Origin of the sequence: Nitratidesulfovibrio termitidis HI1 (assembly GCF_000504305.1) — a bacterium.
GTDB classification, from domain to species: Bacteria; Desulfobacterota; Desulfovibrionia; order Desulfovibrionales; family Desulfovibrionaceae; genus Cupidesulfovibrio; species Cupidesulfovibrio termitidis.
In genome coordinates this window covers 2,306,839-2,332,461 of the sequence record NZ_KI632512.1, presented here as the reverse complement: position 1 = coordinate 2,332,461, position 25,623 = coordinate 2,306,839, and the positions used below count along the sequence as shown (strand labels likewise).

Annotated in this window: 25 protein-coding genes; 14 read left to right on the top strand and 11 right to left on the bottom strand. The window is 64.1% G+C overall.

What is annotated here, in order from left to right; genetic code table 11:
- Positions 1-28 precede the first annotated feature (28 nt).
- The 8 genes from DESTE_RS09580 (at position 29) to DESTE_RS09550 (ending at position 8,120) form a co-directional block, all read left to right on the top strand.
- Positions 29-1,591 carry an ABC transporter substrate-binding protein gene (locus tag DESTE_RS09580; protein ID WP_035067233.1) on the top strand — a complete coding sequence of 521 codons (1,563 nt, stop codon included), beginning with the start codon at positions 29-31 and terminating at the stop codon, positions 1,589-1,591.
- A 518-nt stretch (positions 1,592-2,109) separates the two neighbouring features.
- Positions 2,110-3,087, top strand: coding sequence for an ABC transporter permease (locus DESTE_RS09575; protein ID WP_035067230.1), 978 nt, complete (start codon positions 2,110-2,112; stop codon positions 3,085-3,087).
- A 1-nt stretch (position 3,088) separates the two neighbouring features.
- Complete coding sequence (locus DESTE_RS09570; RefSeq protein WP_035067227.1) at positions 3,089-4,009, top strand: ABC transporter permease; 921 nt, start codon at positions 3,089-3,091, stop codon at positions 4,007-4,009.
- Between the two features lie 3 nt (positions 4,010-4,012).
- Positions 4,013-5,014: an ABC transporter ATP-binding protein gene (locus DESTE_RS09565; protein WP_035067224.1), complete on the top strand. Its 1,002-nt coding sequence runs from the start codon at positions 4,013-4,015 to the stop codon at positions 5,012-5,014.
- A gap of 161 nt (positions 5,015-5,175) precedes the next feature.
- Complete coding sequence (locus DESTE_RS09560; protein WP_035067222.1) at positions 5,176-6,195, top strand: ABC transporter ATP-binding protein; 1,020 nt, start codon at positions 5,176-5,178, stop codon at positions 6,193-6,195.
- A 72-nt stretch (positions 6,196-6,267) separates the two neighbouring features.
- The gene (locus tag DESTE_RS18410) at positions 6,268-7,080 is read left to right on the top strand and encodes an HD domain-containing protein (protein WP_245590795.1); all 813 of its coding nucleotides are present in this window, start codon (positions 6,268-6,270) and stop codon (positions 7,078-7,080) included.
- Between the two features lie 2 nt (positions 7,081-7,082).
- Positions 7,083-7,577 (top strand): hypothetical protein, encoded by a 495-nt coding sequence (locus DESTE_RS18405; RefSeq protein ID WP_245590794.1) that lies wholly within the window; start codon positions 7,083-7,085, stop codon positions 7,575-7,577.
- Positions 7,578-7,589: 12 nt separating this feature from the next.
- Positions 7,590-8,120 (top strand): hypothetical protein, encoded by a 531-nt coding sequence (locus DESTE_RS09550; RefSeq protein WP_035067219.1) that lies wholly within the window; start codon positions 7,590-7,592, stop codon positions 8,118-8,120.
- A 112-nt stretch (positions 8,121-8,232) separates the two neighbouring features.
- Here the strand turns inward: DESTE_RS09550 and DESTE_RS09545 are convergent, their stop codons facing one another.
- The 7 genes from DESTE_RS09545 to DESTE_RS09515 all read right to left on the bottom strand — a co-directional run bounded on the left by DESTE_RS09545 (position 8,233) and on the right by DESTE_RS09515 (position 15,069).
- Positions 8,233-9,450, bottom strand: a complete 1,218-nt coding sequence (locus DESTE_RS09545) for a MalY/PatB family protein (RefSeq protein ID WP_035067217.1) — start codon at positions 9,448-9,450, stop codon at positions 8,233-8,235.
- 135 nt (positions 9,451-9,585) lie between these two features.
- Complete coding sequence (locus DESTE_RS09540; RefSeq protein WP_035067214.1) at positions 9,586-11,631, bottom strand: ribonucleoside triphosphate reductase; 2,046 nt, start codon at positions 11,629-11,631, stop codon at positions 9,586-9,588.
- On the bottom strand, positions 11,531-12,247 hold the full coding sequence (locus DESTE_RS09535; RefSeq protein WP_035067213.1) for a radical SAM protein: 717 nt from the start codon (positions 12,245-12,247) through the stop codon (positions 11,531-11,533). Before DESTE_RS09535 ends, DESTE_RS09540 begins: the two co-directional genes overlap by 101 nt.
- A 555-nt stretch (positions 12,248-12,802) precedes the next feature.
- Positions 12,803-13,267 (bottom strand): chemotaxis protein CheX, encoded by a 465-nt coding sequence (locus DESTE_RS09530; protein ID WP_035067211.1) that lies wholly within the window; start codon positions 13,265-13,267, stop codon positions 12,803-12,805.
- A 401-nt stretch (positions 13,268-13,668) separates the two neighbouring features.
- A complete protein-coding gene (locus tag DESTE_RS09525) occupies positions 13,669-13,995 on the bottom strand; it encodes a tetratricopeptide repeat protein (protein WP_035067209.1) in 327 nt (108 codons plus the stop codon).
- Positions 13,996-14,194: 199 nt separating this feature from the next.
- Positions 14,195-14,473: a DUF2325 domain-containing protein gene (locus tag DESTE_RS09520; RefSeq protein WP_012612934.1), complete on the bottom strand. Its 279-nt coding sequence runs from the start codon at positions 14,471-14,473 to the stop codon at positions 14,195-14,197.
- A gap of 401 nt (positions 14,474-14,874) precedes the next feature.
- Complete coding sequence (locus DESTE_RS09515; RefSeq protein WP_012612933.1) at positions 14,875-15,069, bottom strand: ferredoxin; 195 nt, start codon at positions 15,067-15,069, stop codon at positions 14,875-14,877.
- Positions 15,070-15,168: 99 nt separating this feature from the next.
- Between DESTE_RS09515 and DESTE_RS09510 the strand changes: the two genes are divergently transcribed.
- The gene (locus DESTE_RS09510; RefSeq protein WP_035067203.1) at positions 15,169-15,801 is read left to right on the top strand and encodes a tetratricopeptide repeat protein; all 633 of its coding nucleotides are present in this window, start codon (positions 15,169-15,171) and stop codon (positions 15,799-15,801) included.
- 282 nt (positions 15,802-16,083) lie between these two features.
- Here the strand turns inward: DESTE_RS09510 and DESTE_RS09505 are convergent, their stop codons facing one another.
- Positions 16,084-16,365: a hypothetical protein gene (locus tag DESTE_RS09505; protein WP_035067201.1), complete on the bottom strand. Its 282-nt coding sequence runs from the start codon at positions 16,363-16,365 to the stop codon at positions 16,084-16,086.
- Between the two features lie 392 nt (positions 16,366-16,757).
- Here DESTE_RS09505 and DESTE_RS09500 point away from each other — a divergent pair, with 392 nt between their 5' ends.
- From DESTE_RS09500 to DESTE_RS09480, 5 genes are all read left to right on the top strand, one after another.
- Positions 16,758-17,546, top strand: a complete 789-nt coding sequence (locus tag DESTE_RS09500; RefSeq protein WP_035067198.1) for a type III pantothenate kinase — start codon at positions 16,758-16,760, stop codon at positions 17,544-17,546.
- Positions 17,547-17,758: 212 nt separating this feature from the next.
- Positions 17,759-19,063: a phosphopyruvate hydratase gene (gene eno, locus DESTE_RS09495; protein WP_035067195.1), complete on the top strand. Its 1,305-nt coding sequence runs from the start codon at positions 17,759-17,761 to the stop codon at positions 19,061-19,063.
- Between the two features lie 316 nt (positions 19,064-19,379).
- Entirely contained in the window at positions 19,380-20,243 is an 864-nt protein-coding gene (folD, locus tag DESTE_RS09490; RefSeq protein ID WP_035067192.1) for a bifunctional methylenetetrahydrofolate dehydrogenase/methenyltetrahydrofolate cyclohydrolase FolD, read from the top strand.
- A 129-nt stretch (positions 20,244-20,372) separates the two neighbouring features.
- A complete protein-coding gene (locus tag DESTE_RS09485) occupies positions 20,373-20,804 on the top strand; it encodes a hypothetical protein (protein ID WP_245590793.1) in 432 nt (143 codons plus the stop codon).
- A gap of 348 nt (positions 20,805-21,152) precedes the next feature.
- Complete coding sequence (locus DESTE_RS09480; protein WP_035067186.1) at positions 21,153-22,658, top strand: flagellar hook protein FlgE; 1,506 nt, start codon at positions 21,153-21,155, stop codon at positions 22,656-22,658.
- Positions 22,659-22,746: 88 nt separating this feature from the next.
- On the opposite strand, the gene DESTE_RS09475 is transcribed toward DESTE_RS09480, so the two are convergent.
- From DESTE_RS09475 to DESTE_RS09465, 3 genes are all read right to left on the bottom strand, one after another.
- Positions 22,747-23,694, bottom strand: a complete 948-nt coding sequence (locus DESTE_RS09475; RefSeq protein ID WP_035070085.1) for a DMT family transporter — start codon at positions 23,692-23,694, stop codon at positions 22,747-22,749.
- Positions 23,695-24,191: 497 nt separating this feature from the next.
- Positions 24,192-24,593: a Ros/MucR family transcriptional regulator gene (locus DESTE_RS09470; RefSeq protein WP_035067182.1), complete on the bottom strand. Its 402-nt coding sequence runs from the start codon at positions 24,591-24,593 to the stop codon at positions 24,192-24,194.
- A 398-nt stretch (positions 24,594-24,991) separates the two neighbouring features.
- Positions 24,992-25,606, bottom strand: coding sequence for a VOC family protein (locus DESTE_RS09465; RefSeq protein ID WP_035067179.1), 615 nt, complete (start codon positions 25,604-25,606; stop codon positions 24,992-24,994).
- Positions 25,607-25,623: the final 17 nt, after the last annotated feature.

The following is a 25,623-nucleotide window of genomic DNA, read 5'->3' as shown; positions in this document are numbered from 1 at the left end:
TTGCAGCAACAACCGCTGGAGGTACTGGATGAAACGGACTCTCGTACTGCTTCTGATGATGTTGGCGGCCGTGCTGGCGTTCGGCCCCAAGGCCGAAGCCGCCGAAGGCAAGACCTTCCGCGTCGGCATTTCGTCCGACCCTGAATCGCTCGATCCGCACATGCAGCTTTCCGGGCCCATGCTGGCCTACTCGCACTGGGTGTTCGATCCCCTGGTGCGCTGGACCCAGGACATGAAGTTCGAGCCGCGCCTGGCCGAGAAGTGGGAACAGGTCAACCCCACCACCATGCGCTTCCACCTGCGCAAGGGCGTCAAGTTCCATAGCGGCAACCCGCTCACCGCCGCCGACGTGGCCTGGACCGTGAAGCGCCTGAAGGAATCCCCCGATTTCAAGGGCCTGTACGTCAAGTTCGCCGAGCCCAAGGTGGTGGATGACAGCACCATCGATATCATCACCACCGAACCCTACGGCCTCGTGATGAACCTGGCCACCTACATCTTCCCCATGGACTCCAAGTTCTACACCGGCACCGACGCCGCGGGCCAGCCCAAGGGCGCCGTGGTGAAGAACGGCCCCTCGTTCGCCAACGAGAACGCCTCGGGCACCGGTCCGTTCATGGTGGCTCATCGTGAACAGGGCGTGAAGCTGGTGCTGAAGGCCAACCCCAACTACTGGGGCAAGCGCGGCAACGTCGACACCATCGAACTCACCCCCATCAAGAACGAAGCCACCCGCGTGGCCGCCATCCTGAAGGGCGACGTGGACTTCATCACCCCCGTGCCCGTGCAGGACTATGACCAGCTTGCCAAGAACCCCGATGTGGAGCTGATCACCATGGCCAGCACCCGCATCATCACCTTCCAGCTGAACGGCAAGCGCAACCCCGCCCTGGCCAACCCCAAGGTGCGTGAAGCCATCATTGCCGCCACCGACCATGCGGGCATCGTGGCCAAGATCATGAAGGGCTACACCGTGGTCACCCAGCAGCAGGCGCCCAAGGACTACCCCGGCTACATCGCCGACCTGAAGCCCCGCTTCGATCTCGCCAGGGCCCAGAAGCTGATGAAGGAAGCGGGCTACGAGAAGGGTCTGGAACTGACCATGATCGCGCCCAACAACCGCTACGTGAACGACGAAAAGGTGGCCCAGGCCTTCGTTTCCATGATGGCCAAGATCGGCATCAAGGTGAACCTGAAGACCATGCCCAAGGCCCAGTACTGGGATGAGTACGACGCCCAGGTTGCCGACATCCAGATGATCGGCTGGCACCCGGATACCGAAGACACCGCCAACTACGGCGAATACCTGCTGATGTGCCCCAACAAGGACACCGGCATGGGCCAGTACAACAGCGGCAACTACTGCAACAAGAAGTACGATGCGCTGATCGAGGAAGCCAACCGCACCACCGATCCCAAGAAGCGCGACGCCCTGCTGCAGGAATCCGAAAAGCTGGCCTACGACGAGGCCGCCTTCGTGCCGCTGCACATGGAACCGCTGTCGTGGGCTGCCCGCAAGACGGTGACGAACGCGAAAGCGATCATCAACGTGCAGGACTTCCCCTACTTCGGCGACGTGGTGATGAAGTAACAATGAACGGGCGCGGTGGGTTGCAAGCCTTCCGCGCCTTTTCGACGGTTTTGTGCAGGCGGGCGGGCAGGGGAACACCCCTTGCCTGCCCCGCCGAAATTTTGTAGCCCACCGGGCGGGGATTACCCCGTTACCGACGCGCGGCATTCCGCCGCCCCCGCATTCCGGCTTTCGGCTGGGCATTCTGCCAGCCTGCCCGGACACGCGGCGGGCGTTCCCAGCAGGCCCACCGGAGCACGGTGCGCCGATCGAGGCCGGGTTGCGGACAACGCCGCGCACGCCGTTTCGCGCCTTCGCGCTTTCGTGGCCTTCGCCTGCGCTCCGCCTTCACCGTTCCTGTCGTTGCAGGGCGGTTCCGGGCGGGCGAGCGCGCATCCGGCCTTCGCGCGTGGGCGCTGCCGCCGTCTCCCGTCCCCCTGTCCCGCTCCCGCATCGTGCGGGTGCGCATGGTGGGGAGTGGGCGCGCGGCCTGCGGCTCCGCGGCAACCAGCAACGCCGTTACCGGCAACGAGACGCACATGTTCGCATTCATCGTCCGCAGGGTGGCGCAAGCCCTGCTGGTCATGTTCATCATCAGCTTCATCGGGTTCGCCATCAAGCAGTCCGTCGGCGACCCCACGCGCGAAATGGTGGGCGTGTCCGTATCCGTCAAGGAGCGCGAGGCCCTGCGCGAAAAGCTGGGGCTGAACGATCCGTACCTGGTCCAGTGGGCCCGCTTTACCAAGAACGCGGTGCAGGGCGACCTGGGCACCTCGTACTTCTACCGCAAGCCCGCGCTGGACGTGATTCTGGCGAAAGCCCCGGCCACGCTGGAACTGGTCTTCGTGGCCCAGTGCATCATCGTGCTGATCTCCGTGCCGGTGGGCGTGTATTCCGCCTGCCGCCCGCGCTCGGTGCTGTCGCGCCTGTTCATGGGCATCAGCATCGTGGGGGTTTCGGTGCCGGTGTTCCTGACGGCCATCTTCATGATCTACATCTTTTCGGTGCACCTTGGCTGGCTGCCCTCGTTCGGGCGCGGCAACCCGGTGGAGATATTCCCGGGGTGGACATCGGTGCTGACCACCTGGGCCAATTTCAAGCACATCATCCTGCCTTCCATCGCCCTGTCGTCCATCATGCTGCCGCTGTTCATCCGGCTGATCCGCGCCGAGATGAAGGAAGCGCTGGAAACAGAGTATGTGAAATTCGCGCGGGCCAAGGGCCTGCCCGAATGGCGCGTGGTGATGGTGCACGCCTTCAAGAACACCCTTCTGCCGGTCATTACCGTGGGGGGCGTGCAGCTTGGCATCATGATCGCCTTCACCATCCTGACCGAGACGGTGTTCCAGTGGCAGGGCATGGGCTTCATGTTCGTGGAGGCCGTGGAACGCGCCGACACGGCGCTGCTGGTGGCCTACCTGATCTTTGTGGGGGCCATCTTCGTCACCGTGAACACGGTGGTGGACCTGATCTACGGTTTCGTGAATCCCATGGTCCGCATCGCGGGGAGGAAGTAGCATGGCCGGTCTTTTCAAGCGTTTCCGCCAGTCGTACTTCCTGTATTCCTTCCTGCGCGACCCGGTGGCGGTGACCAGCTTCGCCCTGTTCGTCATCCTGGCCCTGTCGGCCCTGCTGGCCCCGGTCATTGCCCCGCACAACCCGTTCGACGGCGCCAACATCGACATCATGGACGCGGAAACGCCCCCCCTGTGGAAGGACGGCGGCAACCCCGCCTTTCTGCTGGGCACCGACAACCAGGGGCGCGACCTGTTCTCGGCCATCCTGTACGGCATGCGCGTTTCCTTGCTGATCGGGGTGGGGGCCGTGGCCATGCAGGCGTGCATCGGCATCATGGTGGGCCTGCTGTCCGGCTACGGCAGCCGCAGGCTGGACAACATCCTGATGCGCATCGCCGACGTGCAGCTGTCGTTCTCGTCCTACATGGTGGCCATCTTTCTGGGGGCCATCGTGCAGATGACCTTTGGGGTGGGCCGCTACGAGCAGGTGGCCGTACCCTTCCTGGTGCTGGTCATCGGCCTGGCCGAATGGCCCCAGTACGCGCGCACCGTGCGCGCATCGGTGCTGGCGGAGAAGAAGAAGGAATACGTGGAGGCGGCGCGGGTCATCGGGCTGCGGCCATTCCGCATCATGTGGCGGCACATCCTGCCCAACACGCTTACCCCCGTGCTGGTCATTTCCACCGTGCAGGTGGCCAACGCCATCATGAGCGAGGCGGCGCTGTCGTTCCTGGGCCTGGGCATGCCGGTGACCAAGCCGTCGCTGGGTTCGCTGATCAAGTCGGGCTTCCAGTACTTTTTCAGCGGCAGTTGGTGGATCACGCTGTTTCCGGGCGTGGTGCTGATCCTGCTGGTGCTGTCCATCAACCTGCTTGGCGACTGGCTGCGGGACTTCCTGAATCCCAAGCTGTACAAGGACTAGCCCATGCAACCGCTGCTCGACGTATCCAACCTTACCGTCAAGTTCGCGCTGCGCGACACTGCGCTTACCGCCGTCAACGATGTCTCGTTCACCCTGGGCAAGGGGGAGCGCCTGGGCCTTGTGGGCGAATCGGGCGCGGGCAAGTCCGTTACCGGCTTCTCCATCCTCAATCTGGTGTCCAAGCCCGGCTTCATCGCGGGCGGGTCCGTGCTGTTCGAGGGCAAGGACCTGACCACGGCCAGCGTGGATACCCTGCGTGACATACGCGGCAACCGCATCAGCATGATCTTTCAGGATCCCATGATGACCCTGAACCCGGTGCTGACCGTGGGCACGCAGATGATCGAAACCATCCGCGCCCACAAGAAGGTCACCCGCAAGGAAGCCGAGGCCATTGCCCTGGACAAGCTGCGCAAGGTCTACATTCCCTCGCCGGAACGCCGCCTGGCCCAGTACCCGCACGAATTCTCGGGCGGCATGCGCCAGCGCATCGTCATCGCCATCGCGCTCTTGACGTCGCCGTCGCTGATCATTGCCGACGAACCCACCACGGCGCTGGACGTGACCATCCAGGCCGAGATCATGGACCTGCTGCTGGAGCTGTGCCAGTCGGAGGACATGGGCCTGATCCTGATCACCCACGACCTTGGCGTGGTCTCGCAGGTCACCCAGAAGATCGCGGTGATGTACGCGGGCGGCATCGTGGAAATGGGCGACACCGCGAAGGTGGTGGGCGAGCCGCTGCACCCCTACACGCGGGGCCTGTTGGGCGCGCTGCCGCAGTGTGCGGACAAGGCCGACTGTGGCCTTGCGGATGTGGCTGCCCCCCGGGTGCGCCGCCGGCTGAACCAGATTCCCGGCAGCATGCCCAGCCTTTCCGACGTGCCGCGCGGCTGTCCGTTCAACAACCGCTGCGAATTGTGCGAAACCGTGTGCACCACCACCCGGCCGCTGCTCGAAGTGAAGAGTGATGGTCGGCTGGCCGCCTGCCACATGGTAGCCTAAGGAGTTGTTTCTAAATTGTCTTTTCGCCCGTTGGCTGCGTCAAACTTCGCCTGCCATATCGGTCGAATACGATAAGAGTATGCTCCCTTCTGGCAGGCTTGTTTTTCTTGCCAACGAACGAAAATCCTAATTTGGAAACAACCCCTATGGGGGATGCCGATATGACCAACCAGAATACCGCACTGCTTTCGCTGCGCAACGTCGTCAAGCATTTCGACATATCCGGCGGGCTGCTGGACCAGCTGCGCCTGTCCGGCGGCCGCATCACCCGCAAGCGCACCGTGGTGCATGCCGTCAACGACGTGAGCTTCGACATCCTGCCCGGCGAGACCCTGAGCGTGGTGGGTGAATCGGGCTGCGGCAAGTCCACCCTGGCGCGCACCGTCATCGGCCTGTACCGGGCCACTGCCGGCGAAATCCTGTACCGGGGCGAGCGCATCGACAATCTGAGCGACAACGGCATGCTGCCCTATCGCACCCGCATGCAGATGGTCTTTCAGGACCCCTACGCCTCGCTGAACCCGCGCATGAAGGTGCGCGAGATACTGGAAGAGCCGGTGCGTTTCCACAACCCCGGCATCTCCGACGCCGACGTGCGCGCCCGCGTGGCCGCCGTCATGGAGCAGGTGGGCGTGAACCCGCTGTGGGGCGTTCGCTACCCGCACGAATTCTCCGGCGGGCAGCGCCAGCGCATCTCCATTGCCCGCGCGCTGGTGGTGGACCCCGAGTTCATCGTGGCGGACGAGCCCATTTCTGCGCTGGACGTGTCCATTCAGGCGCAGGTGCTGAACCTGATGATGGACATGCAGGAGCAGCGCAACCTGACCTACCTGTTCATCAGCCACGACCTTTCGGTGGTGGAGCACATCTCCACCCGCGTGGCCGTGATGTACCTGGGCAGCCTGTGCGAACTGGCCAGCGCCGCCGATCTGTTCGGCAACCCGCGCCATCCGTACACCCAGGCCCTGCTGTCGGCCATCCCGCGCATTGGCGGCAAGGCCGCCGGGCACATCAAGCTGTCCGGCGACGTGCCCACGCCCATCAACCTGCCCACCGGCTGCGTGTTTCATGGCCGCTGCCCGCACGCCAATGCGCGCTGCATGCAGGAAGTGCCCAAGGCCCGCCAGCTTGACGGCGGCGCGCTGGTGGCCTGCCATGGCGTGGAGGAAGGGCGGGTGTAGCGGGAGCGACGCGGCCAAAGAGCCTGATGAAGATGCAGGATGTGCGTTTCCTGCCACTGCGAGGGAAGAACCATGTGGGATTGGCAGCAGGGTCTTAAAGCCGACCGGAAGATACGCGATCCGTTGTACGGGTATGTGTATCTTAACGAAGATGAACGAAGAATCATCGATACGCCGATTTTTCAGCGTTTGCGGCGGGTGGGTCAGCTTGCGCTGACGAAGTATGTGTATCCTGCCGCCGAACATTCGCGCTTCGTCCATTCCTTGGGAGCCATGCACTGCGCAACGCAGATTTTTACGGGAATCGTAAACAACTCTGCCAAGGAAATGGGGCTTGATCACGGAGACATGCTTACCAGCTTGCGAAGGTTGAGATTCGCCGCCTTGCTGCACGACATCGGGCATGTGGCGTTTTCGCACGCAGCAGAAAAGATGATTCTCTCGCCGCTCAAACATGAGCACTTGGGGTGGCATATCATAGAGAACTATGCCCCCATAGCGGACGTGCTGGATGAGCACGCTACGCCGGTAATCGGCATTCTTTCGGAGCAGTTCCTTGAGAAATACCAGCTGCTGCACCAGATCATTTCCGGACATCTGGATGCGGACCGTGCCGATTACCTGATGCGCGATTCCCACGCGTGCGGGGTGAAGTACGGGGAATACGACGTGGCGCGTTACATGCAAGCGTTCGGGGCCACGCGGCAGGGCGGCATGCTCAAGCTGTTCGTCAACGAGCGTGACGTGTTTGTTGTCGAAGCGTTCCTGATGCGCGGTATCATTACAACATGCAGGTTCCATATCACCGGACACGAACAGGATATGATCTTGTTCTCAAACGTTTTCTCGGGGAATTTCTGCATACGTGGGAAGAGGCGCAGCTAGGGTTGGACGTTGCCAACGGGCGATTCACTCGTGCCGACATCGACAAGTTTGAATGGTTCGACGATTATACGATTTTCGGGCGTATCAAGGAGCAGGCGCGCGCAGGAAACCCCTGGGCGAAAATGTTGTTGCGCGGCGGACATCTTTGCCCTGTGTATGATACAACCAGCAAGGTGCGCGGGGCCAAGCGAGCGTACAAAACAATTATCGAGAAGCTAAAAGCTGCGGGGTTGTGCGAGGGCGAGGATTTTTTTCACTGGATGAGAGAAGAGCAGGTGTCCAAGCTGATAGCTGCCAATGATGAAGGGAGCGGCTCACGGCCAAACCAGGAAACGATTTATGTCCGGACGAAAGACGCCGGGCTTGTTGACATCATGTCGTATTCGCCTATTCTTTCCGCCCTTCGCCCGGTGACAATCTACCGGATTTATACTACCGAAACACACAGGCTCTTGGCAGAAGAATTGGTCAGGAAGACCTGCAGGAAAACGCGCTAGAAGGAGCAGGATATGGCTGACCTGAATCGGCAGATAGTCTGCGGATTGCTGGACGTCATGCAGGAACACGGCGTGGAGTTGACGAAGATCAACATTCAGAAGACCGCGTATTTTCTGACGGCGTGGGGCGTGTCGCTGGGATTGCGGTTCCGTCCCTATACGTATGGTCCATATTCGGGCGAGTTGTCGCGTTGCCTCGAAGACCTCGCCTTCTGGGACAACTTGGCGAAGAAGGGTGATAAGGCATACGAAGTGCGCGAACTTCCCGAACGCCCGGATTTGCGGGTGGAGGAAAAGGCGCGTATTCGTGCATGCGTGACAGCCCTGTATGATGCCGTACTTGGCAAGAAAGCACCCAGCTTCGACGAGATGGAAATCTACGGCACCGTGCTGTACTGCCGGAACGCGCTCAAGGCCGCAGCGGAAGAAGATGTCACCGAGGACGCGATTCTGAAGCAGTTCAAGGCGTGGAAAGGCGATACGTATCCCGATGCGAAGGTGCGCGCCGCCATTCAGAACCTGGAGTTGCATCTGACGGCGTAAACTGCCCCTGCGCCCGTTGGGGCGGCGAGAGAAACAGCAAAATCCTCCGGATAGTTCCGGAGGATTTTGCTGTTTTTTGATGTGTAGGGAGGAGCAGGAGCCGATTCCGTGGCTACTTGCCCAGCACATCCGCCATGCGTTCAAGCGCGGTGCGCAGCAGCGCACGCGGGCAGCCCAGGTTCAGGCGCAGCCAGCCTTCGCCTTCCGGGCCGAAGCTGGAGCCGGGGCTGGGCACCACGCCCGCATCAAAGCGCACCCGGTGCAGCAGGTCCGCCTCCGCAAGGCCCAGCGGGCGAAAGTCCACCCACGAAAGATAGGTGCCCTGCGGCTGCATGACGCGGACTGCGGGCAGGCGCTGCCCCAGCACGTCGCGCACGAGTGCGGCGTTGCCAGCGATGTAGCGCATCAGTGCGTCCAGCCATGGGCCGCTGTGGCGGCAGGCGGCCTCGGTGGTGGCCAGCCCGAACATGTTGGGGTGGCGGATGCCAAGGCCCATCAGTTCCGCGCGGAAGGTGCGGCGCAGGGTTTCGTCCGTGATGATCACGTGCGCAAGCCCAGCGCCGGGCAGGTTGAAGGTTTTTGCGGCGGAAACGGTGGTGATGGTCCGTTCGGCCACTTCCGGCGACAGGCTGGCCAGCACGGTGTGCGCGTGGCCGGGCAGCAGCAGGTCGTGGTGGATTTCGTCGCTGACCATCAGCGTGCCGTGTTTCAGGCACAGTTCGGCCACACGGGTCAGTTCCGCGCGGGTCCACACCCGGCCGCCGGGGTTGTGCGGGCTGCACAGCAGCAACACCTTGGCCCCGCGCCCTCCGTCGGCAAGGGCCGTATCCAGCGCGTCGAAATCCATTTCGTAGAAGGGGTTGCCGTCGGCATCGGTGGTGAGCGCCAGCGGGTTGGACAGCACCCGGCAGCCCGCATCCTGCACCGCAGCGCGGAAGGGCGGGTAGATGGGCGTCTGGATGACCACGCCGTCTCCGGGCCGGGTGAACAGCCGCACCGCCAGGCACAGCGAGGCCACCACCGTGGGCAGGGGCAGCAGGTGGCGCGGGTTCACGGTCCAGCCGTGCCGGGCGGCCAGCCAGCGGGTGACAGCCTCGCGGCAGGCGCCCCCCTCCGCCGGGTAGCCGAACACGCCGTGGTCGGCCAGGCGGGCCACGGCATCGCACACCGCCGGGGGCGAGGCAAAGTCCATGTCGGCCACCCACAGGGGGATGGCGGTGGCGGCTTCTTGTGGCGAAAGGTTGAACATGCGCCCCATGTCGTCCCATTTCAGGCTGCCGGTGTTGCGTCGGTCGGGGGCGTGGTCGAAGTCGAAGTTGTGGTCGGGCATGGCGATGGGTGACGTGGGCGTCGGGTTTGGCGGGAACTGCCCGCGTACGTGAAAGAGCCGCCCGGTAGGCGGCTCTGGATTTCTGTCCGGAGAGAGGGCAGTCCGCATTCGCGGAAACTGCCGAAGCGCAGTCGCCTAAAACCCGTTGTAGCAGACGCGGTCGTCGTATTCGACCTGCTTGCCCTTGTTCCACTGGGACACGGGGCGGTAGTAGCCCACGATGCGGGTGTACACTTCCGTGGTCTGGCCGCAGTCCGGGCATGCATGCTGTTCGCCCTGCAGATAGCCGTGGTCCTTGCACACCGAGAAGGTGGGGGTGACGGAAAGGTACGGCAGGCGCGTCTGGGTGAAGGCCTTGATGATGAACTTCTTCAGGGCCTCGGTGTCGGCCACGGACTCGCCGAGGTAGGTGTGGAACACCGAACCGCCGGTGTACAGCGGTTGCAGCTTGTTCTGGTGGTCCAGCGCGGCGAACACGTCTTCGGTCATGCCCACGGGCAGGGCGGTGGAGTTGGTGTAGTACGGGGTGCCGTTGCCCGAGGCCTTGATTTCCGAGTAGAGCGACTTGTCGATCTTGGCCAGGCGGTAGCTGGTGCCTTCTGCGGGGGTGGCTTCCAGGTTATACAGGGTGCCGGTTTCTTCCTGAAAGCGCGCGGTCAGGTTGCGCAGGTGGTTCAGGGTGCGCTGCATCAGCCGCACGCCCGCCTCGGTTTCTATGCCTTTGCCCAGCAGGTTCTGGCAGGCTTCGTGCCCGCCCACGAGGCCGATGGTGGAAAAGTGCCCGGCAAAGCCGTTCTTGAGGTACCGGCGCGACCACGGGAACATGCCGCGCTCCAGGTTGGCGGTGACCAGCTTGCGCTTGAATTCCAGCGAATCGCGGGCCAGTTCCGCGTATTCGGTCACCATGTCCAGAAAGTCCTCTTCGCCCTGCGCGAGATAGGCGAGCTTCGGCAGGTTCAGGGTAACCACCCCGATGGACCCGGTCAGGTCGCCCGCGCCGAACAGCCCCCCCACCTTGTTGCGCAACTGCCGCAGGTCCATCTGCAACCGGCAGCACATGGAGCGCACGTCTTCGGGGTTGAGGTTGGAATTGATGAAGTTCTGGAAGTAGGGCGCGCCGTACTTGGCGGTGAGCTTGAGCAGGAGGTCGCCGATCTCCGAATCCCACGGAAAGTCCTTGGTGACGTTGTACGTGGGAATGGGGAAGGAGAAGATGCGTCCGTGGTGGTCGCCGTCCAGCATCACTTCCAGGAAGGCGCGGTTCAGCATTTCCATTTCCGGCGCGTATTCGCCGTAGACCGAATCCTTGTATTCGCCGCCGATGATGATGGGTTCGGTGGCGATGTGCTTGGGCGGCACAAGGTCGAAGGTCAGGTTGGTGAACGGGCTCTGGCCGCCCCAGCGCGAGGTTGTGTTCAGGTTGAACACGAACTTCTGCATGGCCTGGCGTACCTGCTTGTAGGTCAGGCCGTCGTTGCGCACGAAGGGGGCGAGGTAGGTGTCCACATTGTTGAAGGCCTGGGCGCCTGCCCATTCATTCTGCAACGTGCCGAGAAAGTTGATCATCTGGCCCATGGCGGTGTCCAGATGCCTGGCGGGCCCGGCGCTGGACCGGTTCTCCAGGTTGAACCCTTCCAGCAGCAGGTCGCGCAGGCTCCAGCCTGCGCAGTAGCCCGCAAGGCCGAAGGACAGGTCGTGGATGTGGAAGTAGCCGTGGTCGTGGGCCTGGCGCACTTCCTCGGGGTACTTCTCCAGCGCGTACTTGGCCTGCAAGGTGCCGGAAAGGTGCAGCATCAGGCCCTGGAACGAGTGCGTCATGTTGGCGTTCTCGTTCACGCGCCAGTCGGCCTTGGTGAGGTAGTTGTCGATGGTCTCGGAAATGTCGAGGAAGGCGGCCTTCTGCTCGCGCAGGGTGCGGCGCGTTTCGCGGTAGATGATGTACCGCTTGGCCACCGCGTACAGGCGCGATTCCATCAGCACCTGTTCAACGGTGTCCTGCACCTGTTCCTGCTCGGGAATGTCGCAGTCCGCGAGCTTCAGCTCCACCCTGTGGGCGATGCGCCTGGAGAGCAGCGGGTCCTTAATGCCGTTTGCTTTCAGGGCCTTCAGGATGGCTTCCGCGATGCGGTCCGTGGACCACGTCTCCAGCCGTCCGTCGCGTTTCAGAATCTGCTTCGGCATGCTTCCTCCGGGGGGGCACGTAATCCTGTATCTTCAGTTCGAATCCGGCGGGAAGCTGGCCGCGGGCCGCCTCCACGTCGTCATCGGAAAGCACGGGAACGCGGGTGAGGCGGAACATGAACGCGTCGGGCTGCACCTGGGCCAGCGCGAAGATGCGCGTAAGCGCGGCGCGGGCCTCGTCCGGGCTGGTGGTGCCGCCGGACAGGCGCGGGTAGAGGGCGAAGGGGCCTTTGACGTCGATGGAAAAGGCGTCAGCCAGGCCGTCGCGCAGCAGCAGTTCCACCACGTCGGGGCGCAGGCCGTTGCTGTCCACCTTCACGGGCAGGCCGAAGCGGCGCAGATCGCGCAGGAGGTCGGCGAAGCCTTCCACGGTGGTCGCTTCCCCCCCGGTCACGACCACCCCGTCCAGCCAGTGGCGGCGGGCTTTGATGTATGTCTCGATGGCGGTGCGGGAGAGCACGGGCAGGGTGTCGGCGTGCCAGGCCAGCTGCCAGTTGTGGCAGGTGGGGCAGCGCATGTTGCAGCCGCCCAGAAAGATGACGCAGCTGCTGTAGCCGGGCCAGTCACAGAGGCTCAGGCGCTCGAAGCCATGCACATGATTCCATGCGGAGGACATGACGGGAAGTATCCTTGTCCGGGTGGCGAGATTCCGGAAACGAAAAGCCCTTTGGCGGCGCCTTGCGGCAGATGCGTTGCGGTGCTCCGCGCCGTCAAGAGAGTGTCTAGTAAATTTTTAACCCAGCGGGTTAGTTCGAGCCGAAGCCTACTGCACCCCATTTTTTTTGTATAGTGGGGTGTTTTGGAAAAGCCAGTCCTTAACCCGTTAGGGGGTGGAATACCGGGCTATTTTTTCCCGGTTTTTCGCCTTTGCCAGGGTGTTGCCGGACCTTCGTTTTTGTCTTTTCACAGCCTGCGCGCGGCATTCTCCACATGTGGTGCGGCCCAGGCTTGCTGCTGCCCTGCATGATCAGGGGCTGCGGTATGATTTTCCGTGATTCCAAGTGGATGCCGTGTGAATTTTGCATTGAGGAAAAACATGCGCCGCCGGAATTCCGGCGGCGCCGTACACAGCAGGGCAGCGGGATGTGGACAGGTTGCCGGTGGAAAACTCTCGTGCGTTCCCGCACGTGTGCCAGCGGCATCGTTGCCGGGTGCCGGGAACTGCCCGGGGTTACTCGAAGCAGAACTCCACGGTGAAGTCGCCGTGGGGCGTGCCGAAGGGAATGGCGATGATGGGCGCCTTGGTGATGTGGCTGATGGTGTGCCCGTCGCCCATGATCACCGAGGGGGTGGCCCCTTGGAAGGTCATGCCCATCTCGGCAAGGCCCGCGCGGGCCTGACCGGAGATCATGTTGGTCACCTCGCCCACGGCGTCCTTGATGTCCTGGACGATGTCCTGGATGTCGTCGCCCAGCATGGCCTTTACCAGGGCAATGGCGCACTTCTTGGTGAAGGTCACCGAGATGGTGCCGTTCTTGTACCCGGTAATGCCGATGACGGCCGACACGTCGCCCTTGGCCACGTTGTTCTTTTTGACATAGGGCGCGCCAGCCGTGGGCGTGATGCCCGCCATGGTGGACAGCACGTTGATGGTGGCCGCGACGAAGGGCTTTGCGACTTCGATGCCGCTGCTCATGGTTGGCTCCTTGACGGTAGGCGATCCCCCCTCCGCGATGTGGCGGGGTGGCGGAGGCGCACTGAACAGCCTACTGGAAACGGGCGGGGGCCGTCCAGTGTCAAGGCGCTCGTTTCACGCAAATGGCCGGGAAACGCTGCTCCCGGCCCCGGGCAATGGCGGAAACTGCGGCGCTGGGGTGTGGCGCTGCACGCGGCAGGCGCAACACATGCCCGGGGCATGCACCATGCGGGCGGTGAAGGCGAATCGTGCGCGCGGGTGTTCCAGCGCCATGCGGAACTGGCGCGGACCACGCGCAACATGGTGCAGGTCACCCCGTGCGCGTGCGAAGCTGCCGGGACACACCCCGTGTGCGGCGGGCAAGCAGGAACCGGGTCGAGCCGTATGACCGCGCGTTGCCCCTAGTGCAGGACGCGGGCGGCGGCTTCCGCCCTGGTGGCGTCCAGATTGCCCGCGATGGTGGCGTAGACGCGGTGCTGCGTGCCCACCTTGGCCTCCAGATGGGCCAGGGCGGCGGAAAAATGGGAGACGGCCTCGTCCGTGCGGCCACGCAGGCGGCAGACCAGCCCGAGATTGTTGCGAATCTTGGCCTCGAATCCGGCAAGCCCAAGGGCCGTGGCCTGGCGCAGGGCCTGCGAGAGCAGGAAGTCCGCGTTGGCGAGGTTGCCTTCCGAAAGGGCCTGCATGCCCTGCCTGTTCAAAGCGCCGATCTGGCTTGCTGCGCACATGGTCTTTGTCCTTGATCCTGAAAATGTGATGCGTTGGTCGCGCGTGGTCCGTGCGCCCCGTGTGTGCGGCGCGATGGGGACGCCGTCGCGGAACCCCCGGCATGAAGCGGGGTGCGGATGCGCCGGGCGGGTCGCCTCCGCGTGCTTTGCGGGTGCGCGCCGGGGTTCCGCGACGGTGGCGTCGTCGTGCTCGAAAATTCTAGTTGGTGGTGTCCAGGGCCTGACGCAGCGTGGAAACGCCGCAGCTGTGCAGCATCTGCACGGGAATGCTGTTGGCCTTGGCGTGCTGCACCACCTCGCGCTTGGCAGCGTGCGAGATCTTGTTGGTGAACACGATGACCAGGTCCGCCTGGCCGAGCTTGTCGGCGATGCGATTTTCCTTGCCCGTGAACACCTTCAGGTCCACGCCGCTGGCGAGGGCCGCATTGATGTAGTCGCGCTTCAGTCTGTCCATTCCGCCGATGAGTGCTGCGCACATGGGAGGCTCCTTCCGACGAGTCTCGCGTCGTTTTGTCCTGTTTAATGAAAACGATTTTCATTGTCAACACGAGGCGTGTGATTTTTGTTCCGCTTCGCGGGGGGCAGCGTGTTTGCAGGAAATTTCAGCGGCTGGGGAGTTGAATGGAAATGTGGCGAAACGCGTCCACTGACCGTTGTTGCCGCGCAGAGGTGCGACACGGTCCGGAAACGCCTGGGATGCGGGGAACTGGGCGGATTCGCGCGGTGTGAAGCGCCGGAAGGGTGCTGTACTGCACGCGGGCCGCACGTCCCGGCAAAGGCGTGCGGCCCGCGTGTGAGGTTGTCGAAACGGGCGGAAGGGGCTTGCCGCCGGGCGGAGTGACCGCGCGCTGCGGCGCTGGTGGACTTGGGGACGCGGGGCTATTCCTCGCGCCACTCGATACATTCCACCGGGCAGGTGGAGATGGCGTCTTCCACGCATTCCGCAGTGGTGTTGGGGTCGATGACCTCCGCATATTCGCCCGCGCTGGACATTCTGAACGCCTCGGGGCAAAGTTCGACGCACGATTCGCACGCCATGCATTCGTCCTGATCGAGGTACAGATACTTCGCCATGGTGGCCTCCTTGGGCTGTTTGCTCCATAGTATAGCATGGTCGAAGCGTCGAGCACAACGGGCGGGGCGCACGGCGTCCAGCGTAGCGGAGGCAACCCGGTGTCACCCAAAGGCGATGCGCGCCAGGCGCGCGGATACCTGGCGCGAGCCAAGGCATATTTTCACAGGCACGACGTGCCCCGTGCCCTGGCGGCCACCGCCGCCGGGGTGCAGCCCATCGTGGACGGCGGCATCGTCGGGCGCGACCTGGCCGAACTGCACGGCGCGCTGCGCGAGATGGTGCAGATGCTCTCGCGTGACGAGGACGTGAAGGCGCGGGCCACGGCCATTTCGCCGCGCGGGCTGGCCTTCGAGAAAGGGGCCGAGAAGCAGTTGCTGGTCATGTTGGCGCGCATTCTGCGGTCCATGCGTGACGAGCAGGAGCAGGAAACCTACGAGCAGGCCATTGCCCGCAAGCAGCAGTTGGACAAGCTGCTGCTGCACGGCAGGCGGCTGCTGGAACACAAGAAGGTGGCCGAGGCGGACGAGGCCTTCACCGAGGCCACGGGGTTCTACCGCAACGAGCACCGGCTGTTCCTGCTCATGGGCCGGGCCATGCTGGAGGCGGGCGAACCCAAGCGCGCCCTGCGCCATTTGCGCAAGGCCATGGAGGTGGACCCGGACAAGGCGCAGGCCACTCGGGTGCACGATACGGCCCTGGCCCGCAGCAAGGGTGAGCCCGATCCGGCGTGATGCCCCGGCAGCGACCGGCACTGCCCGGCTCCCCCGGCGTTGTCTGAATCCGGGCGCGCCGGATTGGCAGTGGCTGGCAGTGGATGTGTGACGGAAATCCGGCAGGCACGACGCCCTCATGCACGCGCAACGTTCGCATGCATGAGGGCGTCGTGCCGTTGCGGCGCGGGGAAGAAATGCCGTGGCCGCACGCCTGTGCCCGCAGGGGGGGGCGGCAGCGGCCACATCCCGTGGATGGTGCGGACCGTGGCGGACTGCCCGCAGGCGGACGGGGCGGGGTGCCTACAGGTCCAGCAGGCGGGCCACCCGTTCCGGGTCCAGCGAACGGTGTGCGTCGCCGGAGGGGGCGGCCAGCATGTCCATGACCGCGCTGTAGGCCTGGTCTGCCTCTGCGGTGGGCACGTCGGCGTTGGATGCCAGCCTTGTCTGGCCAGCCTGGGTGGGCTGGGAACCGGTGGCGTCGAGCGAGGAACGCTTGGCTTCGGTCGTTTCGCGGGCCTGCGCCAGCAGCGTGTCGATGCGCGAGAAGGTATCCTGCGAAATGGTGGTGATGCCCGTGGTCATGGCGGCCTCCTGGAAGTTTTTTCCGTATGCCGGGATGGTGTTGCAAGGGACGTGCAAAGAGGCGCGTGTCCCGCAGACCGTGCCCGCGTTGTCCGATCCGGTGCCGGAGAGGCCCGGTGTCGGGGATGGCTTGGTGTCGGGGGGGGGCTTGGGGCTTCGGGGTGGTGTTGGTTATTGCGGGGGCGGATGGCAGGCGCGGCCACGAAATTTTCCGTCACGGCGCGGCACGCCCCGGTTTGTCGCAAACCGTTGCGAAGCGGGCCGCTTTGAGGTAGGCGAAGCGGCGCGCCACGGTTGCGTTTCCGTCCGAACAGGCTACACTTGCGCAAAGGCGCATCGCGCACGGGACGGCAGCGGCCCCATCCATACATACAGGACATACCGGAAGCGGCATGACCCAGCATTTTCTGCTGTTCGACATCGGCAACACCAACGTCAAGATCGGCATCGCGGTGGAAACCGCCGTGCTGACCTCGTACGTGCTGCCCACCGACCCCGGCCAGACGGCAGACTCCATAGGCCTGCGCCTGCTGGAGGTGCTGCGCCATGCGGGGTTGGGCCCGGCGGACGTGGAGGCCTGCGTGGCCAGTTCGGTGGTGCCCGGCGTCAATCCGCTGATCCGCCGCGCCTGCGAACGCTATCTGTACCGCAAGCTGCTGTTCGCGCCCGGCGACATCCCCATCCCGCTGGAGAACCGCTACGAGCGGCCCGCCGAAGTGGGCGCCGACAGGCTGGTGGCGGCCTATGCCGCCCGGCGGCTGTACCCCGGCCCCCGGTCGCTGGTGTCCGTGGATTTCGGCACCGCTACGACGTTTGACTGCGTGGAAGGCGGTGCGTATCTTGGTGGTTTGATTTGTCCCGGCGTGCTGTCGTCCGCCGGGGCGTTGTCGTCGCGCACGGCCAAGCTGCCGCGCATCAGCCTGGAAGTGGAAGAGGATTCGCCGGTCATTGGCCGGTCCACCACCACCAGCCTGAACCACGGCTTCATTTTCGGCTTTGCCGCCATGACCGAAGGGGTGCTGGCCCGCCTTGGCGGCGTGCTGCCCGGCCCCATCGAGGTGGTGGCCACGGGCGGATTCGCCCGGGACATCGCGCGGGTGAGCCGCTGTTTCGACCACGTCAGGCCCGACCTTCTGCTGGAGGGCCTGCGGTTGTTGTATCTGGAGCGTGACGCCCGATAGGAGGCTGGCCCCATGGGACAGGCTCGTAGTTGCAGATATTTCGACGCTGGCGTCAGGTAGATTGACGCTTCGCGTCTGATTTACGTTCCGACGCTCCGCGTCTGATCACATGTTCTGACGCTTCGCGTCCGACCATACATTCCGACGCTCCGCGTCTGGCATCGACATTCCGACAGAAACCCGACGAACATAAAAGGACCAAGGAGATGCAGATGAGCACCATCGTATCCGTCTGGGCGAGGGAAATCCTTGACTCCCGCGGGAACCCCACCGTCGAGGTGGAAGTCTCCCTGGAATCGGGCCACACCGGCCGCGCCGCCGTGCCTTCCGGCGCCTCCACCGGCACCCGCGAAGCGCTGGAAATGCGCGACGGCGACAAGGGCCGCTACAAGGGCAAGGGCGTGGAAAAGGCCGTGGACAACGTGATGGGTGAAATCGCCGAAGCCATCGTGGGGCTGGATTCCCTGCGTCAGGTGCAGGTGGACAACACCCTGCTGGATCTCGACGGCACCGACAACAAGTCGCGTCTGGGCGCCAACGCCATGCTGGGCGTGTCCCTGGCCACCGCGCGCGCCGCCTCCAGCTTTCTGGGCCTGCCGCTGTACCAGTACCTGGGCGGCGTGAACGCCAAGGTGCTGCCCGTGCCGCTGATGAACATCATCAACGGCGGCGCCCATGCGCCCAACAATCTGGATATCCAGGAATTCATGATCATGCCCATCGGCGCGGCCACCTTCCGCGACGCGCTGCGCATGGGCGCCGAGACCTTCCACACCCTGAAGGCGCTGCTGGCCGCCGACGGCCACGTGACCAGCGTGGGTGACGAGGGCGGCTTTGCCCCCAACCTGAAGGACCACGATGAAGCCTTCCGCTACATCATGAAGGCCATCGAGGAAGCGGGCTACATTCCCGGCGCGGAAATCGCGCTGGCCATCGACGCCGCCGCCTCCGAGTTCCACAAGGACGGCAAGTACGTGCTGGCGGGCGAAAACAAGAAGCTGTCCAATTCAGAAATGGTGGAGTGGCTGGGCGAGTTCACCACCCGCTATCCGCTGATCTCCATCGAGGACGGCTTGGCCGAGGCCGACTGGGACGGCTGGCGCGAGCTGACCTACAAGCTGGGCGACACCATTCAGCTGGTGGGTGACGACATCTTCGTGACCAACCCGGACATCCTTGCCGAGGGCATCGACGAGGGCGTGGCCAACTCCATCCTCATCAAGCTGAACCAGATCGGTACGCTGACCGAGACACTGGACACCATCGAGATGGCCAAGCAGGCCGCGTACACCACGGTGATCTCGCACCGTTCGGGCGAGACCGAAGACCACTTCATCTCGGATCTGGCCGTGGGCCTGAACGCCGGGCAGATCAAGACCGGTTCCCTGTGCCGCAGCGACCGCCTGGCCAAGTACAACCAGCTGCTGCGCATCGAGGAAGACCTGGACGATACGGGCATCTACTTCGGGCCCATGATGAGCTCGCACTTCGGCTTCGAGGAAGAAGGCGAGGAGTAGCGCACTGTGGCGTGTTTTTGGGGAGGGGGCCTGCGTGGCTCCCTCCCTTTTGCTTTCGGGTGGTGCAAGCGCGGAAGAGCGTTGCACGCAGTCCGGCAGAAAATTTCGGTTTGAACCCGCCCCAAGCAGGGGGTCCGGGGGAGCATGCTCCCCCGGCGGGGCACGGGGCAGCGCCCCGATATTTCAAAGGCCGCCTGTTCTCTCATGAGGAAGCAGGCAGCGACACATGGCGGATGCGACCGGAACGCGAGACGTGCCGGGCAGCGGAATCAGACAGGCGGCGCGCACGCGCGCCGGATTTCGGGAGGTTGGAGACATGTTGCTGCTCGACGGCAAGGCGACGGCTGCGGCCATTCGCGCGGAACTGAAGGAAGAAGTGGCGGCGGGGCTTGCGGCTGCGGGCCGCGCGCCGGGGCTGGCGGTGATCCTGGTGGGCGAGGACCCAGCTTCTCAGGTGTACGTGCGCAACAAGGAGCGCGGCTGCGAAGAGGCGGGCATCCGGTCCGAGGCGTTTCGCCTGCCTGCGGACACCACGCAGGAAACGCTGGAAGTGCTCATCGACGAACTGAACGGGCGTCCGGACATCGACGGCATCCTGCTGCAACTGCCGCTGCCCAGGGGGCTGAACAGCCAGCGCTGCCTGGAGCGCATCAGCCCGAAAAAGGACGTGGACGGCTTTCACCCCGAGAACATGGGGCGTCTGGCGCTGGGGCTGCCGGGCTTTCGTCCGTGCACTCCGGCGGGGGTGATGACCCTGCTGGAGCGCTATGACCTTTCGCCCTCGGGCAAGAAGGCCGTGGTGGTGGGGCGCAGCAACATCGTGGGCAAGCCGCTGGCGCTGATGCTGGGCGCGCCCGGCAAGTACGCCAACGCCACGGTGACGGTGTGTCATTCCGGCACGCCGAACCTGGCCGAGGAATGCCGTCAGGCGGACTTCCTGTTCGTGGCGGCCGGGCGGCCCTGCCTGGTCACCTCGGAGATGGTCAAGCCCGGCGCGGTGGTGGTGGACGTGGGCATTCACCGCACCGATGAAGGGCTGGTGGGCGACTGCAAGTACGACGACATCAGCTGCATCGCCGCAGCCATGACCCCGGTGCCCGGCGGCGTGGGGCCCATGACCATCGCCCAGTTGCTCATCAACACCGTGATCTCGTGGAAGGGCCGCACCGCTGTGGCGTGACCCGGATTCCGGTTCGATTTTCGGTATGCGCGCCGCGCGGGTAATGCCCGTGCGGCGCGTTGATTATTTGCGGGTTGCGCTATGCACGTTCATGCTTGCGGTGTAGCATGTAAGCACAGTGTCACGCATGTGCGTGCCGACGGCTTTGAAACACTGCAAGGAGGCATTGCTATGTGCAACGTATTCAAAAAGATGGTGTTTGCGGCAATGATCACGTTAGCTCTGGCCCTGCCGTCTGTTGGTTACGCGGCAGCGGCGGCGCCCGCCGAGGCCGACCATGGCGCCCACGACGCCAAGCCTGCTGGCGAGGGACCGAAAATGATGATGGATGGTGCCGACACCATGATGCATATGAAGGACATGTCCAAAGGTGAGATGATGATGCAGCAGGGCAAGGGGATGATGGACAAGAACGCCCCCATGACCCCCGGCAGGAAGAAGATGATGGAAGGACATGACAAGATGATGCAGGGCAAGAAGATGATGATGGAAGGCCATACCATGATGATGGATGGCAAGAAGATGATGGACATGGAGGCCGCCGGGGCTCCGAAACAATAGCGGCGAGCCGCTCCGGTCGGACGCAGCCAGAGGCAGTCCGATGCAGGGTGTGCTTTTCGGGCGGGGTCATGGAGGCATGACCCCGCTGCCGTTGCGGCGGGTGTCCGGACTGCACGGTAGAAAAAACGGTGGAGCCCTTGCGGGCAGTTCCTGCCGCTTTGCGCCCTTTGCCAAGGTTGCCTGTCTTTACATTCCAAAGCGTTGCGAAATATTGCCCAACACTGGCACGGCTCGTGCTTTGCGAACTCTCAGGGAAGAATCTTCCCCGGTTCCGCGTGCCCGCCTTCCACCGGGAAGGCAGGGGAAGCGCGTCACGGGCCGGGGCACTTCGCGCCCGAGGAGACACGCATGTTACGCGCCCTCTATTCCGGCGCCACCGGCATGAAAACCCTGGCGCAGGGCATGCAGGCGGTCAGCAACAACCTGGCCAACGTGAACACCGTGGGGTTCAAGCAACAGCAGGCGCTGTTCGAGGATCTCATGAGCCAGTACGCGGGCACGGGCAACTCGGCATCCACCTCCATCAGCCAGGTGGGTCTGGGCACGCGCCTGACGGACATCCGGACCTTGTACGGGCAGGGATCGTACGAATCGGGCACCGATATCACCGACCTGTCCATCAACGGCAAGGGGTTCTTTCAGGTTACGCTGGACGGCAAGACGCATTACACCCGCGCGGGCAACTTCCGGTTCGACAAGGACGGAAACCTGGTGGACCCCAACGGTTTCGTGCTGAACGGAAAGGCCATCACCGACGGAGTGGAGGGCGCCACCGGTCCCATCAGCCTGCCGCCGGGCGACAACGGGCGCAACGTCATGCCCCCCAAGGCCACCACGTCCATCACGGCGCTGAACAATCTGGGCTCGGGCGACAGATCGTCCGACGCGGCCAACCCGTACTTTTCGCTGTTGTCCAGGTGGAACGGCACGGCGGACAGCCCGCTGGGCGATTCGTCCTACACGTACAAGCAGTCCATCAAGGTTTACGACGCCACGGGTAACGCCCACGACGTGACCATCTATTTCGACGGCGCCGGGCAGAGCGGCGGCAACAAGTATTTCGAGTTCGTGGTGGGCATGGACCCGGCGCACGACGGTTCGGGCATGGCCGGGACATCGGCCGCGGGGCTGTTGATGTCCGGCACGCTTACCTTCAACTCGTCCGGGCAATTGGTGAACATGTCGGCCTACACGCCGACAAGCACCGACGCCACCAACCTCAGCAACTGGGCCCCGGCCTCGTTCGGCGCGGACGGATTGCCGCAATTCACCGCCACCTTCGCGAACGGCGGTGGAGCGCAGGTGGTGGGGCTGGACCTTGGCCTGTCCTCGTCCACAGGAACCTGGACGGCGGGGGCGGGCAGCCCGGCGGCGGTGGGTTCCAATGCCACCAGCCTGATGGGCATGGCGGGGGCCACCCTGGCGGCGGTCAGCACCACAGCCTACGGGGGCAGTTCGTCGGAACTGCGCGCGAAGCAGGACGGCTACGCAGAGGGATTCCTTGCGGGCATCGACATCAACTCCGAGGGGATCGTCACGGGGCGGTACAGCAACGGCCAGACCGACGACCTGTACCGTATCACCCTGTACCGCTTTACCAGCGAGGACGGCCTGCGCCGCGAAGGCATGAACCACTTCTCTGCCACGAAGGAGTCCGGCGCGGCGGAAGAGGGCCTGCCCGACACCGAGAACTACGGCACCGTGGCCGCCAAGAGCCTGGAACAGTCCAACGTGTCCATGGAGCGGGAGTTCGTGAACATGATCATCTACCAGCGCGGCTTCCAGACCAATTCCAAGTCGATCATGACGGCGGATTCCATGATCCAGAAGGCGTTGGAGCTGAAGCGGTCGTAACCGCCAGAAAATGCAGGCATGCAAAAAGCCGCCTCCCGGATTGGGGGGCGGCTTTTTGCGTCAAGGGCGTCGGGGCTCCGGCTGTGTGCTATTTTTCCCCGCCCGACTGCGGCGCGGTGTCGTCCGGCGCGGCCCTTTCGGGCTCTGTGGCGGCCCGGCCCTGCGAGAGCAGCACGCCCACCAGCACCAGGGCGGATGCCGCGTACTGCTGCGGCGTCAACTGGTCGCCCAGCAGCGCCCGGCCCATGAGCAGGGTGATCACCGGAATCAGGTTGATGAACGCCGATGCCTGCCCGGCGGGCAGGCGGCTGACGCCGAAGTTGTACAGTCCGTAGGCGCCCAGCGAGATGCACGTGCCCAGATAGACCACGGACAGCGTGGGCAGCGGCGGAAAGGCCTCGGGCAGGTGCGTGGTGGGCAAAAACAGCAGCGGCAGAAAGAACGCGCTGCCCGCCAGCGACTGCACGGCGGTGATGAACAGCGGCGGATACGTGGCGGACAGCTTCTTGGCGTTGATGACATAGCCGGTGGCGCTGACCATGGCGCACATTTCCAGCAGGTTGCCCAGCAGCGGATTGGGCGCGTTGTCGGAACTGGACCCGCCAAGGCTCAGCCAGACCACCCCGACTATGGCCAGCACGAAGCCGAACCACACCCGGCGGGCCAGTCGCTCGCCCAGCACGATCCATGCGGCCACGGCCACGCACAGCGGCATCACGGAAACGATCATGCCCGCCTGCGAGGCCGATGTGTGACGCAGGGCGTAGGCCTCGAACACGAAGTACAGGCACGGCTCGCACAGGGCCATGGCGCCCAGGCGCTTCCAGTCGCCCTTGCGGTAGCGCACGTGGCGAAAGTTGCGCCACAGGGCCAGGAATACCGCCGACGAAATGCCCATGCGGCCGAATACCACCACCATGGGGTCGAATCCTTCCAGCGCCACCTTCATGGCGATGAACGAACTGCTCCACAGCAGCATGGCCAGCAGGAGCGCCAGCGTGGCGGATGAAACGGGGGCGGTGCGTGGTGCGGGCATGGCGGTTGTTGGCGCAAAGGGGTGCGGGGCGCGCGCCGCGCCGGGATGCCGGGGGGCGGCTGCCATTCGGGCTGCAAGGGCTATATCCGTAAGCGTTGCCTCAGAAAATGCCGGTCAATGCTCCGGACATCGCCGGAGAAATGATCGGTGGGCGCACCCTATCCGTGCGGTGTCCGGGTGTCCACTGGCATGGGCAGGGGCGGCGCTTTCGCTGCGGCGCCGCTCCTGCCAGGCAGCGCGGTGCGGCGCATCTCCGCGGGGGCAGGGGTGATGCAGGGGTGTGCGTCCGTCCGGCGTGATCGTCACGCCAGGCGCGCCAGTTAGGTCAGACACGCCAGTCACGCCCAGCGCGATGGTCATGACGGACATGCCAATGGCGACGCCCCGGCGGCAGGTGCCGCCGGGGCGTCCGGGATCCGTCATGCGAGGCATGAAGGGTACTGAACAGGGTCAAGGGGGGCGAGGAAGGGGGGGCGAGGCGGCTTGTCCGCCGGTCGCTACGCCTGCTTGCGGCGCTTCTCCCACAGCTTCATGTCCTTCATCTTCTTGCGGCGCTCGCGCTGCAGCGACTTGCAGACCAGGGGCATGTCCTTGCGGTAGCCGTACTTGTCCCGGTAGCTGTCGGGCGTGAGGTCGTGAGAGGCCAGGTGCTTGCGGGTCAGAATCTTGAAGGTTTTGCCACATTCCAGACAGGTGATGGACTTTTCCTTCAACGCCTTCGCGGCGTCGGGCAGCGGCGCTTCAGGTGCGGCCTGTTCCTCGGCGGTAACGCCTTCGCTGATCTGGCGAACGGCCAGCGCGATCTTCTGCACCATGGAGCTGATCTCTTCCTCGGTCATGGTGCGGACGCCGGCCTGTGCCTTCACGATGTCGAGGGCCTGCTTGAGATATTCTTCCATTTTGGTTCTCCTTTGCGGTGGCGGATGTGCAACGTCATCGATGGGGCCCCGCTGGCCGACACCATCGCACTCCGCATGCGGGAAGCGGTTTCGCCTGCTGCATGACCCACCGTTTTTCCGGTAAACATCATGCGCCGCAAAGCTTAGCAACGCGCACGCGCACTGCATTATCACCATGCGATACGCAATACCATTATTTTTTTGCATGCAACGTAATACACAGGGTGCTTCGTGGCAGTTGATGAAAACGCAACGCCGCTCCCGGAGGCGGCCAGGGAGCGGCGAATGGGTTTTGGCACTCGCGGGATATGGAGTGCGCGCATGCGGTAATCGCGCGAGGAGAAGGTTGGGGATACGCGAGGCCATGCCGGAGAATGGTCGCGCGCCCCGGCCGGGCGTCATGCCGGGTCGCGTTTCAGGGTATTCCAGGCGTTGCGCTTGGTCCGCAGGAAGTCGTCACCCTCTCCGGGGTATACCCGGCGGTCGGCCAGCGGCGTGGGTGTGGTGACTGCGGGCCACTGTCCGGGCATGGGGTCCGGCCCCTCCTGTGCGGCGGGCACGGGCTGGGTATCGGTCATGCGCGGGGCCGCCCGCACATCCACGCCGGGCACCGGCGCGGAAAACTCGATGGCCAGCCCGTTGGGGTCGAAGCTGTACAGTGAATGGATGAAACCATGGTCCACCAGTTCCGAACACCAGAACCCGGCGGCCTCCAGCTTGTCCTTGAGCTCCCACAGATCCTCGTCAGCCGCCACGCCCACGGAAATGTGATCGAACACCACGGCCCCGCGCACGGGCGAGCCGTGGTCCTTTTCCTCCACCGGGGTCACGCCGTCCCATTCGAAGAAGGCGATCATGTCCACGGGCGACACCTCGAAGAAGTACTGGCGGTAGCCGGGGTGGCCCAGTCCGGCCACGATGCGCATGCCCAGCAGGTCGCGCCAGAAGCGTACGGTGGACTCCATGTCGCCGGTGACCATGGCCAGATGGTTGAAGCCGGTATAGCGGGGCATTGGTGCTCCTGGGAGTG

Bases quoted from the DNA above. Each gene is read 5' to 3' on its own strand.
- DESTE_RS09580 (WP_035067233.1), top strand. From the start codon at position 29: ATGAAACGGACTCTCGTACTGCTTCTGATGATGTTGGCGGCCGTGCTG.
- DESTE_RS09575 (WP_035067230.1), top strand. From the start codon at position 2,110: ATGTTCGCATTCATCGTCCGCAGGGTGGCGCAAGCCCTGCTGGTCATG.
- DESTE_RS09570 (WP_035067227.1), top strand. From the start codon at position 3,089: ATGGCCGGTCTTTTCAAGCGTTTCCGCCAGTCGTACTTCCTGTATTCC.
- DESTE_RS09565 (WP_035067224.1), top strand. From the start codon at position 4,013: ATGCAACCGCTGCTCGACGTATCCAACCTTACCGTCAAGTTCGCGCTG.
- DESTE_RS09560 (WP_035067222.1), top strand. From the start codon at position 5,176: ATGACCAACCAGAATACCGCACTGCTTTCGCTGCGCAACGTCGTCAAG.
- DESTE_RS18410 (WP_245590795.1), top strand. From the start codon at position 6,268: ATGTGGGATTGGCAGCAGGGTCTTAAAGCCGACCGGAAGATACGCGAT.
- DESTE_RS09550 (WP_035067219.1), top strand. From the start codon at position 7,590: ATGGCTGACCTGAATCGGCAGATAGTCTGCGGATTGCTGGACGTCATG.
- DESTE_RS09545 (WP_035067217.1), bottom strand. From the start codon at position 9,450: ATGCCCGACCACAACTTCGACTTCGACCACGCCCCCGACCGACGCAAC.
- DESTE_RS09540 (WP_035067214.1), bottom strand. From the start codon at position 11,631: ATGCCGAAGCAGATTCTGAAACGCGACGGACGGCTGGAGACGTGGTCC.
- DESTE_RS09535 (WP_035067213.1), bottom strand. From the start codon at position 12,247: ATGTCCTCCGCATGGAATCATGTGCATGGCTTCGAGCGCCTGAGCCTC.
- DESTE_RS09530 (WP_035067211.1), bottom strand. From the start codon at position 13,267: ATGAGCAGCGGCATCGAAGTCGCAAAGCCCTTCGTCGCGGCCACCATC.
- DESTE_RS09525 (WP_035067209.1), bottom strand. From the start codon at position 13,995: ATGTGCGCAGCAAGCCAGATCGGCGCTTTGAACAGGCAGGGCATGCAG.
- DESTE_RS09520 (WP_012612934.1), bottom strand. From the start codon at position 14,473: ATGTGCGCAGCACTCATCGGCGGAATGGACAGACTGAAGCGCGACTAC.
- DESTE_RS09515 (WP_012612933.1), bottom strand. From the start codon at position 15,069: ATGGCGAAGTATCTGTACCTCGATCAGGACGAATGCATGGCGTGCGAA.
- DESTE_RS09505 (WP_035067201.1), bottom strand. From the start codon at position 16,365: ATGACCACGGGCATCACCACCATTTCGCAGGATACCTTCTCGCGCATC.
- DESTE_RS09500 (WP_035067198.1), top strand. From the start codon at position 16,758: ATGACCCAGCATTTTCTGCTGTTCGACATCGGCAACACCAACGTCAAG.
- eno (WP_035067195.1), top strand. From the start codon at position 17,759: ATGAGCACCATCGTATCCGTCTGGGCGAGGGAAATCCTTGACTCCCGC.
- folD (WP_035067192.1), top strand. From the start codon at position 19,380: ATGTTGCTGCTCGACGGCAAGGCGACGGCTGCGGCCATTCGCGCGGAA.
- DESTE_RS09480 (WP_035067186.1), top strand. From the start codon at position 21,153: ATGTTACGCGCCCTCTATTCCGGCGCCACCGGCATGAAAACCCTGGCG.
- DESTE_RS09475 (WP_035070085.1), bottom strand. From the start codon at position 23,694: ATGCCCGCACCACGCACCGCCCCCGTTTCATCCGCCACGCTGGCGCTC.
- DESTE_RS09470 (WP_035067182.1), bottom strand. From the start codon at position 24,593: ATGGAAGAATATCTCAAGCAGGCCCTCGACATCGTGAAGGCACAGGCC.
- DESTE_RS09465 (WP_035067179.1), bottom strand. From the start codon at position 25,606: ATGCCCCGCTATACCGGCTTCAACCATCTGGCCATGGTCACCGGCGAC.